The organism is Paenibacillus qinlingensis, from assembly GCF_031455095.1.
In the GTDB taxonomy this organism is placed as follows: Bacteria; Bacillota; Bacilli; order Paenibacillales; family NBRC-103111; genus Paenibacillus_E; species Paenibacillus_E qinlingensis_A.
In genome coordinates, this window is the sequence record NZ_JAVDSB010000015.1 from 87,225 (window position 1) to 101,739 (window position 14,515).

At 47.3% G+C, this 14,515-nt stretch carries 14 protein-coding genes; 11 read left to right on the plus strand and 3 right to left on the minus strand.

The window, feature by feature from the left end:
- Positions 1 to 42: 42 nt before the first annotated feature.
- From J2736_RS27230 to J2736_RS27255, 6 genes are all read left to right on the plus strand, one after another.
- Positions 43 to 612 (plus strand): pyridoxamine 5'-phosphate oxidase family protein, encoded by a 570-nt coding sequence (locus tag J2736_RS27230; RefSeq protein WP_310501726.1) that lies wholly within the window; start codon positions 43 to 45, stop codon positions 610 to 612.
- Positions 613 to 707: 95 nt separating this feature from the next.
- Complete coding sequence (locus J2736_RS27235) at positions 708 to 2,108, plus strand: spore germination protein (protein ID WP_310501727.1); 1,401 nt, start codon at positions 708 to 710, stop codon at positions 2,106 to 2,108.
- Between the two features lie 20 nt (positions 2,109 to 2,128).
- Complete coding sequence (locus J2736_RS27240) at positions 2,129 to 3,298, plus strand: Ger(x)C family spore germination protein (protein WP_310501728.1); 1,170 nt, start codon at positions 2,129 to 2,131, stop codon at positions 3,296 to 3,298.
- 23 nt (positions 3,299 to 3,321) lie between these two features.
- Positions 3,322 to 3,543, plus strand: coding sequence for a hypothetical protein (locus tag J2736_RS27245; RefSeq protein WP_310501729.1), 222 nt, complete (start codon positions 3,322 to 3,324; stop codon positions 3,541 to 3,543).
- A 21-nt stretch (positions 3,544 to 3,564) separates the two neighbouring features.
- Positions 3,565 to 4,680, plus strand: a complete 1,116-nt coding sequence (locus J2736_RS27250) for a GerAB/ArcD/ProY family transporter (RefSeq protein ID WP_310501730.1) — start codon at positions 3,565 to 3,567, stop codon at positions 4,678 to 4,680.
- Between the two features lie 72 nt (positions 4,681 to 4,752).
- Positions 4,753 to 5,586: a DUF2935 domain-containing protein gene (locus tag J2736_RS27255; RefSeq protein ID WP_310501731.1), complete on the plus strand. Its 834-nt coding sequence runs from the start codon at positions 4,753 to 4,755 to the stop codon at positions 5,584 to 5,586.
- Here the strand turns inward: J2736_RS27255 and J2736_RS27260 are convergent.
- Positions 5,583 to 5,975, minus strand: a complete 393-nt coding sequence (locus J2736_RS27260; RefSeq protein WP_397341712.1) for an acyl-CoA thioesterase — start codon at positions 5,973 to 5,975, stop codon at positions 5,583 to 5,585. The genes J2736_RS27255 and J2736_RS27260 overlap by 4 nt on opposite strands.
- A 208-nt stretch (positions 5,976 to 6,183) precedes the next feature.
- Here J2736_RS27260 and fumC point away from each other — a divergent pair, with 208 nt between their 5' ends.
- Complete coding sequence (fumC, locus tag J2736_RS27265; RefSeq protein ID WP_310501732.1) at positions 6,184 to 7,572, plus strand: class II fumarate hydratase; 1,389 nt, start codon at positions 6,184 to 6,186, stop codon at positions 7,570 to 7,572.
- 264 nt (positions 7,573 to 7,836) lie between these two features.
- Here the strand turns inward: fumC and J2736_RS27270 are convergent, their stop codons facing one another.
- Positions 7,837 to 8,250: a hypothetical protein gene (locus J2736_RS27270; RefSeq protein ID WP_310501733.1), complete on the minus strand. Its 414-nt coding sequence runs from the start codon at positions 8,248 to 8,250 to the stop codon at positions 7,837 to 7,839.
- A 40-nt stretch (positions 8,251 to 8,290) separates the two neighbouring features.
- The gene (locus J2736_RS27275; RefSeq protein WP_310501734.1) at positions 8,291 to 8,674 is read right to left on the minus strand and encodes a YtxH domain-containing protein; all 384 of its coding nucleotides are present in this window, start codon (positions 8,672 to 8,674) and stop codon (positions 8,291 to 8,293) included.
- Between the two features lie 208 nt (positions 8,675 to 8,882).
- Here J2736_RS27275 and J2736_RS27280 point away from each other — a divergent pair, with 208 nt between their 5' ends.
- From J2736_RS27280 to glgD, 4 genes are all read left to right on the plus strand, one after another.
- Positions 8,883 to 10,019, plus strand: coding sequence for a PP2C family protein-serine/threonine phosphatase (locus tag J2736_RS27280; RefSeq protein ID WP_310501735.1), 1,137 nt, complete (start codon positions 8,883 to 8,885; stop codon positions 10,017 to 10,019).
- A gap of 121 nt (positions 10,020 to 10,140) precedes the next feature.
- Entirely contained in the window at positions 10,141 to 12,042 is a 1,902-nt protein-coding gene (gene glgB, locus J2736_RS27285; protein WP_310501736.1) for a 1,4-alpha-glucan branching protein GlgB, read from the plus strand.
- Positions 12,043 to 12,049: 7 nt separating this feature from the next.
- Positions 12,050 to 13,234: a glucose-1-phosphate adenylyltransferase gene (locus J2736_RS27290; protein ID WP_310501737.1), complete on the plus strand. Its 1,185-nt coding sequence runs from the start codon at positions 12,050 to 12,052 to the stop codon at positions 13,232 to 13,234.
- A 61-nt stretch (positions 13,235 to 13,295) separates the two neighbouring features.
- The gene (gene glgD, locus J2736_RS27295) at positions 13,296 to 14,420 is read left to right on the plus strand and encodes a glucose-1-phosphate adenylyltransferase subunit GlgD (RefSeq protein WP_310501738.1); all 1,125 of its coding nucleotides are present in this window, start codon (positions 13,296 to 13,298) and stop codon (positions 14,418 to 14,420) included.
- The last annotated feature ends 95 nt before the right edge of the window (positions 14,421 to 14,515 follow it).

Genomic DNA, 14,515 nt, shown 5'->3' on the forward strand with positions numbered 1-14,515 from the left:
AGGGCACATAATAGAAGAAAATGGAAAGTGAGTGAGTGCAAAATGGGAAAATCATTCGAGGCACTGCTGCCGGAACACGTGGCGTTCATCGCCAAGCAACATATCTTCTTCGTTGGTTCAGCACCATTATCAGCGGAAGGGCATGTTAATATTTCACCGAAGGGGCACGATGTGCTGCGCATTCTATCGGCCAATCAAGTGGCCTATCTAGATTTGACTGGAAGTGGCAATGAAACCAGCGCTCATCTAGCGGAAAATGGCCGCATCACCATTATGTTCATGGCTATCGAGGGACCGCCAGAGATTATCAGGTTGTATGGCAAAGGCCATGTGGTACTGTCCGGATCTGATGAGTGGGAACAGTTGGCGCCGAAGTTCGAGTTGCTGCCAGGGGTGCGGCAAATTATGGTCATCGATATTCATGAGGTGAAGTCATCCTGCGGCTTTAGTGTACCGTTCTATACGTATGAGGGAGAGCGTAATACGCTGCAAAATTGGGCGACGAAGCAAGGGGACGAAGGTTTGCTTGCCTATTGGGAGAAGAAAAATATGACGAGTATGGATGGACTGCCGACACCAATCGGTCAAAAGTTATCCACAGAGAATAGGTAACGTTGATGCGTGTAGTAATTTCCAATGATTTGCTATGAGATGCATAATTACATCCAAGTCAGAGGAAACTACTACCAAAAAGGAAGCCATGTTATATGGAATTGACGCAATGGATCCGCGAGAGGCTGCAAGATCGATTAGATGTAGTCTCGCAAAGGATTGAGCAAGACGACTTCATCTGCACAATTTACTATATGATGGATGCGATTGATTTGGAGATGCTGCAAACGCATGTCCTGCGTAAGTTGCTGCAGCCCTATCCGGGACGCAGCGACGAGCGTCTCCAAAGCATATTCCAGAGTAAAACGTTTTTTTCAGCTGCCTATAACGTTTCACATACGCCAGAAGAAGCGCTAGAAGGGTTGTTTAACGGGTATGTCTTACTATGTATTTCTGGTGAGACGACGGGCGTCGTATTTCCATTTCCTCAAAAAGCGAAGCGAGAAGTGAATGTCTCTGAGAATGAGAAGACGATTCGAGGGCCGAAGGAATCCTTCGTTGAAGATGTATCTACGAACTTGTCACTCATCCGTCAGCGCATCAAAAGCGATAATCTTGTTGTAGAGCAATTCATTATCGGAAGTGAATCACGTACAATCGTTCTTTTGCTCTATATGAAAGGTCGTTGTGACGTTGAACTGGTGCAGCAATTTAAAACGAAGCTTGGGGCAATTCGAACAGACCGCGTTCCAGATAGCAGCTTTCTTGAAGAGTTACTGGACGAAAGGCTCATTTCGCCATTTCCGAAAATGCTGAATACAGAGAGACCGGATGTGGTGGTTTCTTCGTTATTTGAAGGACGCTTAGCGCTCTTAACAGACGGAACGCCAAGTAATTTGGTCGCCCCCGCGACCTTATTGTCGTTTATGCAGTCGGCCGAGGATTATTATCAGCGCTATTTTTACAGCAGCTGGATTCGTCTGCTCCGGTACATATTTTTTGCTGTCAGTCTGGTTCTGCCATCAGCGTATGTGGCCATTACGACCTTTCATCCAGAAATGCTCCCTTACAATATGTTGATTTCATTAGCTGCAAGCCGAGATATTGTTCCTTTTCCCGCGATCCTGGAGGCCCTCATTATGGAGGTTACGTTCGAGGTCATGCGAGAAGCGGGACAGCGAATCCCTACAACGATGGGACAGACAATCTCTATTGTCGGGGCTATTGTCATAGGCGAAGCAGCTGTTCAGGCTGGCATCGTGAGTGCACCTATGGTCATTATCGTGGCTCTCACAGGGATTTCTTCCTTTGTTGTGCCGCATTTCTCACTTACCTTGACGGTTCGATTCCTACGGTTTGCGCTATTATTCATATCGGCGATATTTGGGCTTCTCGGACTATTGATTGGGGTCTTTTTTATTTATATTCATTTGTTGTCCATGGAGTCTTATGGCACGCCGTATCTATCTCCGTTCATTCCTTTTAAGTCGGAACAGATGAGGGATGCCGCTGGCCGATTTCCTTGGACAAAATGGATGGGCAAGAAACGACCTTGATCCATCAAGGAGGGGCTGCAATGTTGCCAAAAATAAAGCGTATGCTTGGCATGCTGGTGCTTATCACGGCGATTCCAATAGGATTAACAGGATGCTGGTCCAAACAAGAGCTCAATGACCGAACCTTCGTATCAACGATGCTTGTTGATCTAAATGAGGATGGGCAGACGGAAGTCTCTACGTTATTCATGCTGCCGAACCGCATATCAAATGGACTCAATTCGAATAGTGTTAATCAAAAACCGTATGTATCGATTTCTGGCAAAGGCTCGGATGTCGCAGAAGCGCTCCAACATATTCAAGCGGAACTACCTAGATCAGTTACGTGGGGACAAATGCAAGTTATCGTCATTGGCGATCGTTTTGCAAGGGCGGGCTTGACCCCTTTGTTGGATCATTTGATTCGTGCAACGGATTTCAGATTGCCGATCTATGTATTTTACTTCAATGGCTTCGCTAGAAATTTAGCGAAGTTGGAATCTGTGTTTGAACGTTTCCCCACGGAGATCTGGCGAGAATCAGCGCATACAAAGCGAGTTCCCCCAATCCGAATCCGAGACTTATTATATGCACGATGGAATAACTTGGGCGACTCTTATATTCCAGAGTTAACTCTCCGTGACCTTAAGCTGCTGACAGAAGCCAAGAATGTGAAATGGTCGGGGGTCGGAGGCGCAGCCATTTTGAAAAATGGCGCTGTTACAGGTCGATTTACGAATGATGAAACGATGGGCATTTTAATGATGAAGAATCAGATTCCGGAGATGATCATTACGGGGGAACTCCCAGATAATAAGGGCGTTTTCAGCGCTAGACTCATTGATGTGAAGCATAGGACGCGAGCGATTCGCAACGGAAACAGGGTCACCCTTCAGGTAACGCTTCGGGCAAAAGCAGATCTCATTTCCATAGAATCCAATATGAATTTAAACGCCCCAGCAAATATTTCCATCGTGGAGAAGGCTGTGAGTGATCGTATTAGACATCTAATTCAATCTGCGAGTGAAAAGGCGCAAGACCACCAGGCCGATGTTTTTCAGTGGAGCGAATTAGTTAAATACAAATATCCTGGGATGTGGCAGGAATGGTCAGAAAATCCCCGCGAGATGATGTTTACACTTACAGATCCTGAATTTCAAGTTCATGTGGTCTTGCGAAGCACGGGGATAAGCCGCTCAGCGAAACTTTGAATTCGAAAGGAGATCAGATTCCAATGTTCTATTTAATTTTGGGTATTGGTTGTATCCTGATCTATCAAATTTCTTTGCTTCGACGTCAATCTGCAAGCTCGAAAGAAAAGACGCTTGCGCTGTCGGTTACTGGTGTCGCGTTTGTTTTTGGAGCCCTCAGTATTTTCTGGCCGGAGTGGGTAAATCCCAGTCATGCAATCCGTTTGCTATTTGAGCCGCTACAAAGCTTCATTGTTCAAAGATAGGCATTACAGGGAGGCGGCAAGGTGAAGCAACAAGGAACAGTGACAGGTCTGCAGTTGGGGGCGATGACCTTTGTGTTCGTATTCTCTACCACGATTGCTTTTCTCATCAGCCCGCTTGCTGGTGCGGCTTCTTTTGATGGTGGATTGTGCATTGTACTGGCTGCGATTTTCGGTACAGCGCTTGCAACGTTCAGCCTCAGGTTCGCTCTGCGTCAACCCTCCAGCTATTTTGGGGAGTACGGTGGGACCCTCATAAACAAGTACCTTCACAAAGGTATTTTGTTTTTGTTATCGTTCTTTTTTTTACATCTGGCCTCTTATATTTTGCGTGAGTTTACTGACTTCTTCATCCCAACTTATTTGCGGGAAACACCACCTGCTGCTGTTGGTGTACTGGTCATGGTTGCCGTTGCGTCTTTGACTCAATCTGGTGTTTCAACTGTTTTCAGATTCGCACAGGGGTGCTTTTTATTTATTGGCGTGTTGTTTGTATTCAAACCGTTATTTTTTCTTACGGCAATGGATACACCCATGTGGTATGAGTTTACTCGTATTCATGATTGGAAGGCACTGTGGGCACAAACGTATGCCATTATCCCGTGGTATGGGGAATTAATTATGTTCTCTTATATCATGCCAGAGCTAAATATCAATCCCAAAATCCGTAAAGTCATTTGGGTAGGATCCTTGGCGGGTACTTACATACTCCTTGTAGAATTTTTGTTAATAATGTTTTTTTTCGGACCTAAGCTTGCGGCTACGTTAGTATATCCTGCGTTAGAGCTTACGGGATTCCTGCATCTAGGCGACTTTCTACGCAATACTGATGCGCTTATTGTCTCGATCTGGTTTACAGGCTATTTCATTAAGCTAAGTATTATCTTTACGATAGGGACGCTGCTCTGCTCGCAAGCTCTGTCACTAAGTAATTATAAACCAATTACATTCCCGCTGGCGGTCATTGTTGTCTCGATGTCACTCATTTTAGCTAAAAACCCAGTACAGTTGGCGGAATATTTTAATAGCAGCTGGGCAACCTTTGCTCTATTTATCGAGTGTTTGTTCTTTATCTATCCCCTTGTCTTCTGGATAAAAAGCGGAAGAGCGCGTAGTAAGGGGCCAGCCCCGAAACCGTGAAGCGGTCTATGGCGCCGATTTCTTTCATACATTTTGAAGGAAAGAAGGCGTGCGGAGGAGGGGGGGAACTGCATGACACAAGAAGTGCGAATCTCGTTGCAGGAAGAGCATTTATTCTGGCTGGAGGTGCTGGAAGATCATGCGCACTTTTTGAGGGATTATTTATCTCCAGTGGAAACGAAATGGTGGAAAGAAGCGGAGAAGTTCATTCCACAATTTCAAGATGCTCTTCGTCACGCGAAGGGGCTGGCACCGTTCGAGGGTGCAGATTCGCCGACCATGCAAGCCTTCGCTAGAAGCGTGTACCCGCTTGCGGATGCGTATTGCAGATTAGAAGGGCATATGCAGCATTTAAGGCTGTGGAATCGTATTAACCTGAATCTGACGCCATCTTATTTTAATGGAACCATTAATGAAAACAGAGAATATTTGCGTCAACTCTCGTATTGGATGCAAGGTGTTCCAGCGGCACCGTTGAGACTAACCGAATTGTTGGATCTCTGGCTGGAGGATCAGCTTGGGCACGCGGTGCTGCTGAATGGGCTGCTGGACCCCGTGGAGATTCCACTTGGCGTAGAGACGGATAAGTTCGCTTCGCTTTTCTCGTCTTATATGACGAAAAATCGTGCCATGCAAGGTTATTTGCGTTTTACACCGCCGGGTTTCCCGGCGGAGATTCGATTCGCAAAGGAAGTACTGGGAACTGTAAAAAAATTCTATGATTTCGTACAGCAAATCATCGTTCAATATCGCAATGATGAATTATTATCGAAATCGACACTTCGTTTTCTAGAACACCATTTTCCAGAATCCTGCTATTTCATGCGAAAACTCACGGTGTTTATACCGGATGCGCCGCCTCTCGGTCACTGCCCGTTAACGAAGTCATCTATGTTGAACGACTAAGCGAAATATGCTCGTAATGCCGCCGGGGCCTCCCGGCTTTTGCGCGTTGTACTGTCCATTGTCACGCTGGTCACAAGCGCATCTGCGCATAGTTCACCTTGCTGGTTACGAATTTCTTGCCCGAGGACATAGCTGGAATTGCCGATTTTCTCAGGGCGGCAGCTCACTGTCAAATGTTCGCCTTGCTTGCACTCTTTACGGTAATTGATGTTGATATTTACGGTCACGGTCTGCACACCGAGGTCACCAAAAGTCTCATAAGACAGCTCGCAGGCCTCATACCATTCTTCACGTCCCCATTCGAGGTACTCCAAATATTTGGCATTATTCACATGGCCGTTCACATCAATCTCCGTGGAACGGACGATGATCGCTAATTTCGTTTCCATCGTTGATAGTCTCCTTTCATAAATGCCCCTGTCTCTAACAGGGGTAGTCTCTGTATTCCTCATTATAGCTCTAGCTTCTGCTAGTTAACCAGTTGCGACTCATAAGCCTCCCAAATGCGGGGAAACTATAGGAGGATTGTTAGATGTTGTTAAAGCGTGGGTATTATTCCTTACGATTCAGATTATGGACAGATAGAGGAGGGTATGTATGACACAAGAATATCGGATAGAACGGGATACCATGGGGGAAATCAGAGTACCTGTGGATAAGTTGTGGGGGGCACAGACCCAGCGCAGCTTCGAAAATTTCAAAATCGGTACGGAGCGAATGCCGGTGAGGCTGATTAGTGCTTTTGCGCTGCTCAAAAAGGCAGCCGCTCACGTTAACCGTGACCTCGGCGGATTGCCGCCTGAAAAAGCAGAGGCCATTTCACAAGCGGCTGACGAAATCGTACAAGGCCGCTGGAACGATGAGTTCCCGCTCGTCGTCTGGCAGACGGGCAGCGGCACACAGTCCAACATGAACGTCAACGAGGTGATCGCCCACCGTGGCAATGAACTGATCGGGGATGGCGCTTCGCGCATCCATCCCAACGATGACGTGAATCGTTCGCAGAGCTCGAACGATACATTCCCGACGGCGATGCACGTCGCTGGCGTCATCGCTGTAGAGCAAGAACTGCTGCCCGCGCTAGAAGGGCTGCAGGCAACGCTGTACACCAAGATGTCGGCCTTCGCCGACATCGTCAAGATCGGCCGCACCCACCTTCAAGACGCGACCCCGCTGACGCTGGGTCAGGAGATTAGCGGCTGGTGGGCCATGTTGGAGCAGACGGCGCGCATGGTGCGCAGCGCCGTAGACACGATGCGCGAGCTCGCGATCGGCGGGACCGCCGTCGGGACGGGGCTGAACGCGCATCCCGAGTTCGGCGCCCGCGTCGCCGAAGCCCTGACTCGCGAGACGGGCACGCGCTTCGTCTCGGCGGAGAACAAGTATCATGCGCTGACCAGCCATGATCAGATCGTTTACGCCCACGGTGCGCTCAAAGCGCTAGCGGCGAACTTAATGAAGATAGCCAACGATGTGCGGTGGCTATCGAGCGGACCCCGCTGCGGAATCGGCGAAATCACGATTCCGGAAAACGAGCCCGGCAGCTCGATTATGCCGGGCAAGGTCAACCCCACGCAGAGCGAAGCGATGACGATGGTCGTGTGCCAGGTGATGGGCAACGATGCGTCCATCGGCTTCGCCGCCAGCCAAGGCAATTTCGAGCTGAACGTGTTCAAGCCCGTCATCATCCACAACTTCCTGCAGTCTGTGCGACTGCTGGCGGATAGCATGCGCTCGTTCAACGACCATTGCCTCGCAGGCATGGAACCGAACCGCGCGGTGATTCAGCGCAATCTGGAGCAATCGCTCATGCTGGTCACGGCACTCAACCCGTATATCGGGTATGAGAAGGCAGCCAGCATTGCGAAGCAAGCGCATAAGGAAGGGCTGACGTTGAAGGAGTCAGCTGTGCGCAGCGGATATTTGACGGCTGAGCAATTCGACAGTTACGTGAAGCCAGCGGATATGGTCCATCCGAAGGCATAAAGAAGAGTAGGCCCTGCTAGGGAAGGCAACTATCTTTACTATCCCGTTGGCTCAGAGATGCTCGCATGGAGATCATCTGAGCCAACGGGATAGTGTCTATATCTGGCGAGGTATTGACCTTGGGTGTAGGTAGTGGCTGGTTTGAAGTTAGAAAAGGCTGTTTCAAAAAGTCAAAATTGACTTTTGAAACAGCCTCTTCGTCTATCACCGCATATCTCCGATGTTCCCTCTATCTCCTAATATCTCTATTTATCTGAACCATGCTTACTGAATCGGATCCGGAATCATATCCCGTTCCAATAACTCACTATTGGTTTTCATATGCTTCATTTCATTCCCGAGCTTCTTCATCTCGCCCATATCTTGAGCCATAGAGCCATTGTTGGCTTCTTCCAGTGATTTACCAGAGGATCCGTTACAGATCTGTTCGAGCTCAATTAATTTATCCAGCGCAGCACGTCGGACTTGAAGGGGAACGAATTGGTTGTCTGCGAAATCGGCCTCATGGAAATGCACGGTCGTACTCCCATGCTCCGAAGTTAACGTGGTCAAAGTTAATGGATAGGAAGCTGAGGTAGCGTCATGATAAATATCAAATTTATAAACGGATTTCTCCAGGTATTCGATACGTTCCAACCCGAGATCCGTTAATTGATGATGCAGGGCATGTTTGTCCATCGTGTACAACTCCTTTTTAAGCATTACATGTTAGGATGAGCTAGTGTTGATTGTTTTGAAACGTTGTTTTGGCAGCTTGTATAGAGTCGGAGACGAGTTGTTTATTTTCTTTTGCTGTGTCTACAAGGTGCGTGGCTTTATCAGTTACTTTGGTTACCATATCTTCTGTTTTATCACTAACGGTGGAAACGATATCGTCTGTTTTATCACTTACTTTGGAGACCACTTCTTCGGTCTTATTGCTTAAAGTCGAGGCAATCTGGCTTGATTTGTCGAGCCAAGTTTGATAAGTGCTCCAGAGGTCTTTGCGCAACTTCTCCCCCGCTTTAGGAGCCATTAACAATGAGGTGACCGCACCTACCGCGCCTCCAAGCAATAATCCTACGAAAAATCCGCCTTTGTTTGTTTCGACTGCTTCACTCATGAGTCATCTCTCCTTTAAATTAGGTAGTTGTTGATTCGGCTTATACAGGGATATACCCGTCTGAGCTCTTTTTGAAACAAGTGAAGGGGCGCATATTTGAAATTCTTTATAGGAATGATTGAATAGTTGGCAGTAGGGTATTAGGATAGTAAGGTAAACTACTTACATACGTGTTGTGATTTTTGTTTACCCGAAAGGGGTTATATGGATGAGTATTGTCATTGTAGACGATAACGCAACGAATTTATTAATCATTGAAAAAATTTTGCTGAAGGCGGGTTATACCGATTTGGTGCTGGTTTCATCCGCTAAAGAGCTATATCAAGTGCTAGATATGGAATCAACAAGTGAAGCTGAAGTGCCCGTCGATTTAATTCTCATGGATATGATGATGCCCGAAATTGACGGCGTAGAGGCTTGTCGGACGATTCAGGCGGAGGAGCGCCTGAAGGATATTCCGATTATTTTCGTGACGGCAATGGGGGATTCCAATAAACTGGCTGAAGCGCTGGATGCTGGTGCCTTGGACTATGTCATGAAGCCAATCAATAAGGTGGAACTTCTCGCTCGCATTCGTTCGACGCTGCGATTGAAATACGAGAAAGACTGGCATAAAGAGCGCGATAAACGGATCAAATATGAATTAGCCCTAGCCATGCAAGTCCAGCTTAGTGTACTTAGCAGCCCTCTGAAGGATGATGGCATTCAGATTTCAGCGGTGTACAAGCCATCCTCGGAGCTGGCCGGGGACTTCTATGCTTGGTATCCGATCGCTCCGAATCGGTATGGCATTATTTTACTGGATATGATGGGGCATGGGATTTCGTCCTCATTGGTATGTATGTACATTTACTCTGCCTTGAAGGATACCATTACGAACATTTGCGATCCGGAAGGCGTCATGCAAGAGCTTAATCGGCGAATGAACCAGCTGCATAGATCCGATAATTTAATCAATTATTACTTTACGGCGATCTATATGGTACTGGATACGGAAAGCCGCACGATTGAATATGTGAATGCGGGTCATCCGGCTGGTATTGCGATTTTGGATGGCGAAGTGAAGCTGCTGACCGAAGGCAGCTGTGCGATTGGTTTTTTTGAAGGAATTGAAATGACCAAAGGGTTAATTTCTTACCAAAAAGAAGCTCGCATCGCCTTATTCACCGATGGTTTGACCGAATGGCTCGATAAGGAGGAGTCGGACGGGGTGACGCAAATTATGGCGGGTATGAAGGCTTCGACCTCTCATGATCCAGATCAGCTGTTAGAGCGCATCTATCCCCATGATAAAATAGGTTCTCCTCAAGACGACATGTGTTTGGTTATGGTAACCGTTTCTTAATTTTCAACAATACGCGCAAGTTTTTTCCTCTAAGGGGAAGAAACTTGCGCGTTTGTTGTTTCAATCCTCCATTAGCTGTGTAATAAGGAGTATGATATCAGGCATGCTGGGAGGAAAATGGATGACAATGACGTCTGTGGTCGATTCAGAGGACTTGTATTTATGGCATGAGGGCACACAATATCAGTGCTATCATTTTCTCGGTTCTCATCTAGAGGAACGAAGTGGCCAACGTGGCGTTCATTTTGCTGTGTGGGCGCCGAATGCGAAGCAAGTGAACGTAACCGGCAGCTTTAATGGGTGGGATGGCAGTGGGCACCCGATGTCTCGGCAAGAGGGCGTGTGGACGCTATTTATACCGGAACTGACGGAAGGTACTTTATATAAATACGAAGTGATTACTGAGCAGGGCGATTGTTATCTGAAAAGCGATCCGATGGCCTTTCATTCCGAGCTTCGCCCGGGCACGGCTTCTATCGTTACCTCCCTTGAAGGATATGAATGGGAGGATGAGGATTGGCAGGCGAACAAGTCCAATCAGTTGCAGCAGCAGCCCTTACTCATTTACGAGGTTCATTTGGGCAGCTGGAAGCGGAAGGAAGACGGCGGTTTCTACACGTATGTTGAGCTAGCGGACGAGCTAATTGATTATGTACGGTACCGAGGCTATACCCACATTGAAATTATGCCGCTCGGGGAGCATCCGTTGGACGCCTCGTGGGGCTATCAGGTAACGGGTTACTTTTCCGTAACAAGCCGTTTCGGGTCGCCGAAGGATTTCATGTACTTCGTGGATCGCTGTCATCAGCAAGGCATTGGCGTCATTATGGATTGGGTGCCAGCTCATTTCTGCAAGGACGAACATGGGTTGGCTCGATTTGATGGGACACCCCTTTATGAATACGCTGACATTCAGAAAAGCGAGAACCTCACGTGGGGAACGAGTGTATTCGACTTTGGGAAGCCAGAAGTATTGAGCTTTCTCATTACGAATGCCTTATTCTGGATGGATGTGTATCATGTGGATGGCTTACGTGTTGATGCGGTTTCTAGTCTATTAACGTTGAATTTCGATGAGCGAAAGGAGGTTCGTATCACGAATGAGTATGGCGGGGATGAGAACTTGGAGGGCATAGCCTTCCTGCAGAAGCTGAATGCAGTTGTTTTCGCGCGATATCCGAACGCGCTGATGATTGCGGAGGATTCAAGCTCATTCCCAGGTGTTACGAGTCCTGTAGCTAACGGCGGTCTGGGGTTTAATTACAAATGGGATCTAGGCTATACCTGGCGCACACTTGAATATGAGAAGAAAAGTGAAGAAGAGCGCAGCGCGGGGGAGGATCAAATCACACAGTCGCTGCTTAACATTTGGGATGAGCAGTTTATTTTACCCTTTTCACACGACGAAATGGCGAATGAATCTAAATCATTACTTGGCAAAATGTCAGGGAAGGATGCTTGGCAGCGCTTTGCTAATCTACGGGTACTCTATATGTTCACGATGGGCCATCCAGGTAAAAAACTGACCTTTATGGGCAATGAATTCGGTCAGATGGATGACTGGAACTGGGATGACTCGTTGGAATGGCAACTGCTGGACTATGAAGAACACCAGCAATTTGCTCATTTTGTTACACAAATGAACCATTTCTACAAATCGAAGCCAGCCTTATGGAAACAGGATTATAAACCGCTTGGCTTTGAATGGATTGGGACTGACGATCAAAGTGATGGCATCGTAACCTTCTATCGTAAAACAGGTGATGAGGAAAACGAGCAGTTAGTCATTGTTTGCAATTTTAAATCGGTGGCACAGGAAGGTTATCGACTTGGTATTTCAATGCCAGGACGGTACCGAGAAATATTTAATAGTGATAACTCCGAATTCGGTGGTTCAGGCGTAGGCAATGCAAGTGAGCTGAACACGGAAGAGTGGTTCTGCCAGAATCGACCGAACAGCATGGTGGTTAATATGCCACCGCTAGCAGCCGTAATTTTCGAATATATTCCCTCGAAAGGATGAGATAACGATGATGAAGCAGGAATGTGTAGCTATGCTATTAGCAGGTGGGGAAGGGACTAGACTAGGTCCATTAACGAAGAATAACGCCAAACCAGCTGTTCATTTTGGAGGGAAATATCGAATTATTGATTTTACGTTGAGCAACTGCCGTCATTCCGGGATTAACACAATTGGTGTTCTGACACAATATAAGCCAGCTGTGTTAAACGCCCATATCAGCAATGGAGAAGCATGGGGTATGACGAGTGAGCGCACGGGAATTTCGCTGCTGGAAAGGCAGATTGGGGCGCCTAATGCCTACTCGGGTACGGCTGATGCGATACATCAAAATGCCTCTTTCTTACGAGCGTATGCCCCCGAATATGTCCTGATTATTTCTGGAGATCACATCTATAACATGGACTATAGAGAATTACTGGCCCATCACAAGAAATCCGGCGCTGTGGCTACGATTGCAGTTACACCAGTCAAAATGGAAGAGGCGAGCCGCTTCGGAATTATGAGCACGGACGAGGAGGATCGTATTACTGGTTTTAGCGAGAAACCGCGCAATCCGATAAGCAATTTGGCGTCCATGGGCGTATATCTGTTTAACTGGGATGTCCTCCAGACATGCCTGGAAGAGGATGCAAATGACGAAACATCGAATCACGATTTTGGTCAAAATATTATCCCAGGACTGCTGCAAGCAGGTGCTCATTTATCGGCTTTTCCTTATGAGGGCTATTGGAAAGATGTCGGTACGATCGAAAGTTTGTGGGAATCTCATATGGATTTACTGGGATATAATCCCCATTTGCAAATCAATAGTGAGCAGTGGCCTCTGTTAACGCCAAAACGGGAGTACACCAAAGGTTATGTGGCTTTAACTGCTAGAGTGAATAATGCCATGATTGGCGACAGCTGCCAGATTGAAGGAAGTGTTAGTCATTCGGTTATTTCCGAAGGTGTTCGGGTTGGCGAGGGCAGCAGGGTGATGAACAGTATCATCATGCCGGGCGTAAGCATTGGTAAAAACGTACTTATCCTCAATGCGATCGTGGGGGAAGGAGCCGTCATCAAAGATGGCGCCATTGTTGGCAAGCCTGGAAGCGATAGCATCTCTGTGATTGCTGAGAAAACGGTGGTTGGACGTCACTATCCAGCGACAATCCCTGTCAAACTGACGAATACGAGGGTGAATTTCGGCTAAAGCAACCCCTAATTGAATGCTTACGATGTAAGTGGTGCTAAATGTGAAGGAGGAGCTCATCATGAAAAATGTTCTTGGCATGATCAACCTCATGAATGAACAGGATGACTTATCGACATTGACACGCAATCGTTGTGTGGGTGCGGTGCCTTTTGCAGGTCGGTATCGGTTAGTCGATTTTGCGCTTTCCAACATGAGCAATTCGGGCATTCAGAAGGTGTTGCTGCTTGCTAGCCCCAAGGCGGATTCGCTATTGGAACACGTTGGCGACGGCCAGCATTGGGGGTTAACAGGAGCTGAAGGCGGTGTCTCGATCCTTGCGCCTGCAAAAACCCGGCTGTCCCAGGAGGGTGACTTGTATCATTTGTACAGTCATCTTGAGGAATTAAAGACTTGCACAGAGGAGTACGTGTTACTGGCGCCAAGCAGTGTGATTTATCGAATGAATTTCGAGAATATGGTCGATTACCATAAGATCAGCGGGGCAGACATTACGCTGCTCTATCAGCATGTTGCGGAGATTGACCGTGATGCTCATATCGGTAAAGCGTTCAACTTGGAGATGAACGAGCAAGGTCGTGTGATTAGCGTTTCACACGTCTATCATGAGCTCCCGACGTTGACGCCGCATCGTATCGATTTAGAAACGATGGTGTTGTCCAGGAAGCTGTTGGTTCATATCATTGAACAGAGCGTCGAGCGGGGCTATCACGGGTACTTGAAGGACATGATCTATGCGCATCTGGTAGACCTGCATGTTCAGGGCTATGCTAATCATGGTTATGTAGCCATCATGGATTCCATTGAAAGTTATTATGCGCACAGTATGAGGCTCTTGCAACCGCAAGGGTGGAAGGAATTTATGATGAATAAGGAATCTGTGTACACGTGCAAAGAAGAGGAGTTTGATATTGATTGCCATGAGGCTTCGTTAGTCCGTAATTCATTTCTGGGTCCAGGCTGCCGAATTGAAGGCTACGTGGAAAACAGTATTTTGTTCCCAGGTGTAACCGTGAGCCGAGGGGCCAGCGTAAGAAATAGTGTAATCATGCAGGACTGTGCCATCGAATCTAGTGTGTATTTGGATTACGTCATATTGGACAAACAGGTAGTTGTCGAGCAAGGGGCCGTGCTTTGCGGAGAGCTTACTCATCCCTTTGTTGCTGAAAAAAAGGGCATCATGTAAGAAAAAAGATGCCCCGTAACTGCTGGCTCCCCTAGGGAAAGCCAGCTTACAGGTATGTTCAGGTGAAGGCTTCTATACAAGTGAACTTGTATAAA

Coding starts and splice junctions, on each gene's coding strand:
- J2736_RS27230 (WP_310501726.1), top strand. CDS start 43: ATGGGAAAATCATTCGAGGCACTGCTGCCGGAACACGTGGCGTTCATC.
- J2736_RS27235 (WP_310501727.1), top strand. CDS start 708: ATGGAATTGACGCAATGGATCCGCGAGAGGCTGCAAGATCGATTAGAT.
- J2736_RS27240 (WP_310501728.1), top strand. CDS start 2,129: ATGTTGCCAAAAATAAAGCGTATGCTTGGCATGCTGGTGCTTATCACG.
- J2736_RS27245 (WP_310501729.1), top strand. CDS start 3,322: ATGTTCTATTTAATTTTGGGTATTGGTTGTATCCTGATCTATCAAATT.
- J2736_RS27255 (WP_310501731.1), top strand. CDS start 4,753: ATGACACAAGAAGTGCGAATCTCGTTGCAGGAAGAGCATTTATTCTGG.
- J2736_RS27260 (WP_397341712.1), bottom strand. CDS start 5,975: ATGGAAACGAAATTAGCGATCATCGTCCGTTCCACGGAGATTGATGTG.
- fumC (WP_310501732.1), top strand. CDS start 6,184: ATGACACAAGAATATCGGATAGAACGGGATACCATGGGGGAAATCAGA.
- J2736_RS27270 (WP_310501733.1), bottom strand. CDS start 8,250: ATGGACAAACATGCCCTGCATCATCAATTAACGGATCTCGGGTTGGAA.
- J2736_RS27275 (WP_310501734.1), bottom strand. CDS start 8,674: ATGAGTGAAGCAGTCGAAACAAACAAAGGCGGATTTTTCGTAGGATTA.
- J2736_RS27280 (WP_310501735.1), top strand. CDS start 8,883: ATGAGTATTGTCATTGTAGACGATAACGCAACGAATTTATTAATCATT.
- glgB (WP_310501736.1), top strand. CDS start 10,141: ATGACAATGACGTCTGTGGTCGATTCAGAGGACTTGTATTTATGGCAT.
- J2736_RS27290 (WP_310501737.1), top strand. CDS start 12,050: ATGATGAAGCAGGAATGTGTAGCTATGCTATTAGCAGGTGGGGAAGGG.
- glgD (WP_310501738.1), top strand. CDS start 13,296: ATGAAAAATGTTCTTGGCATGATCAACCTCATGAATGAACAGGATGAC.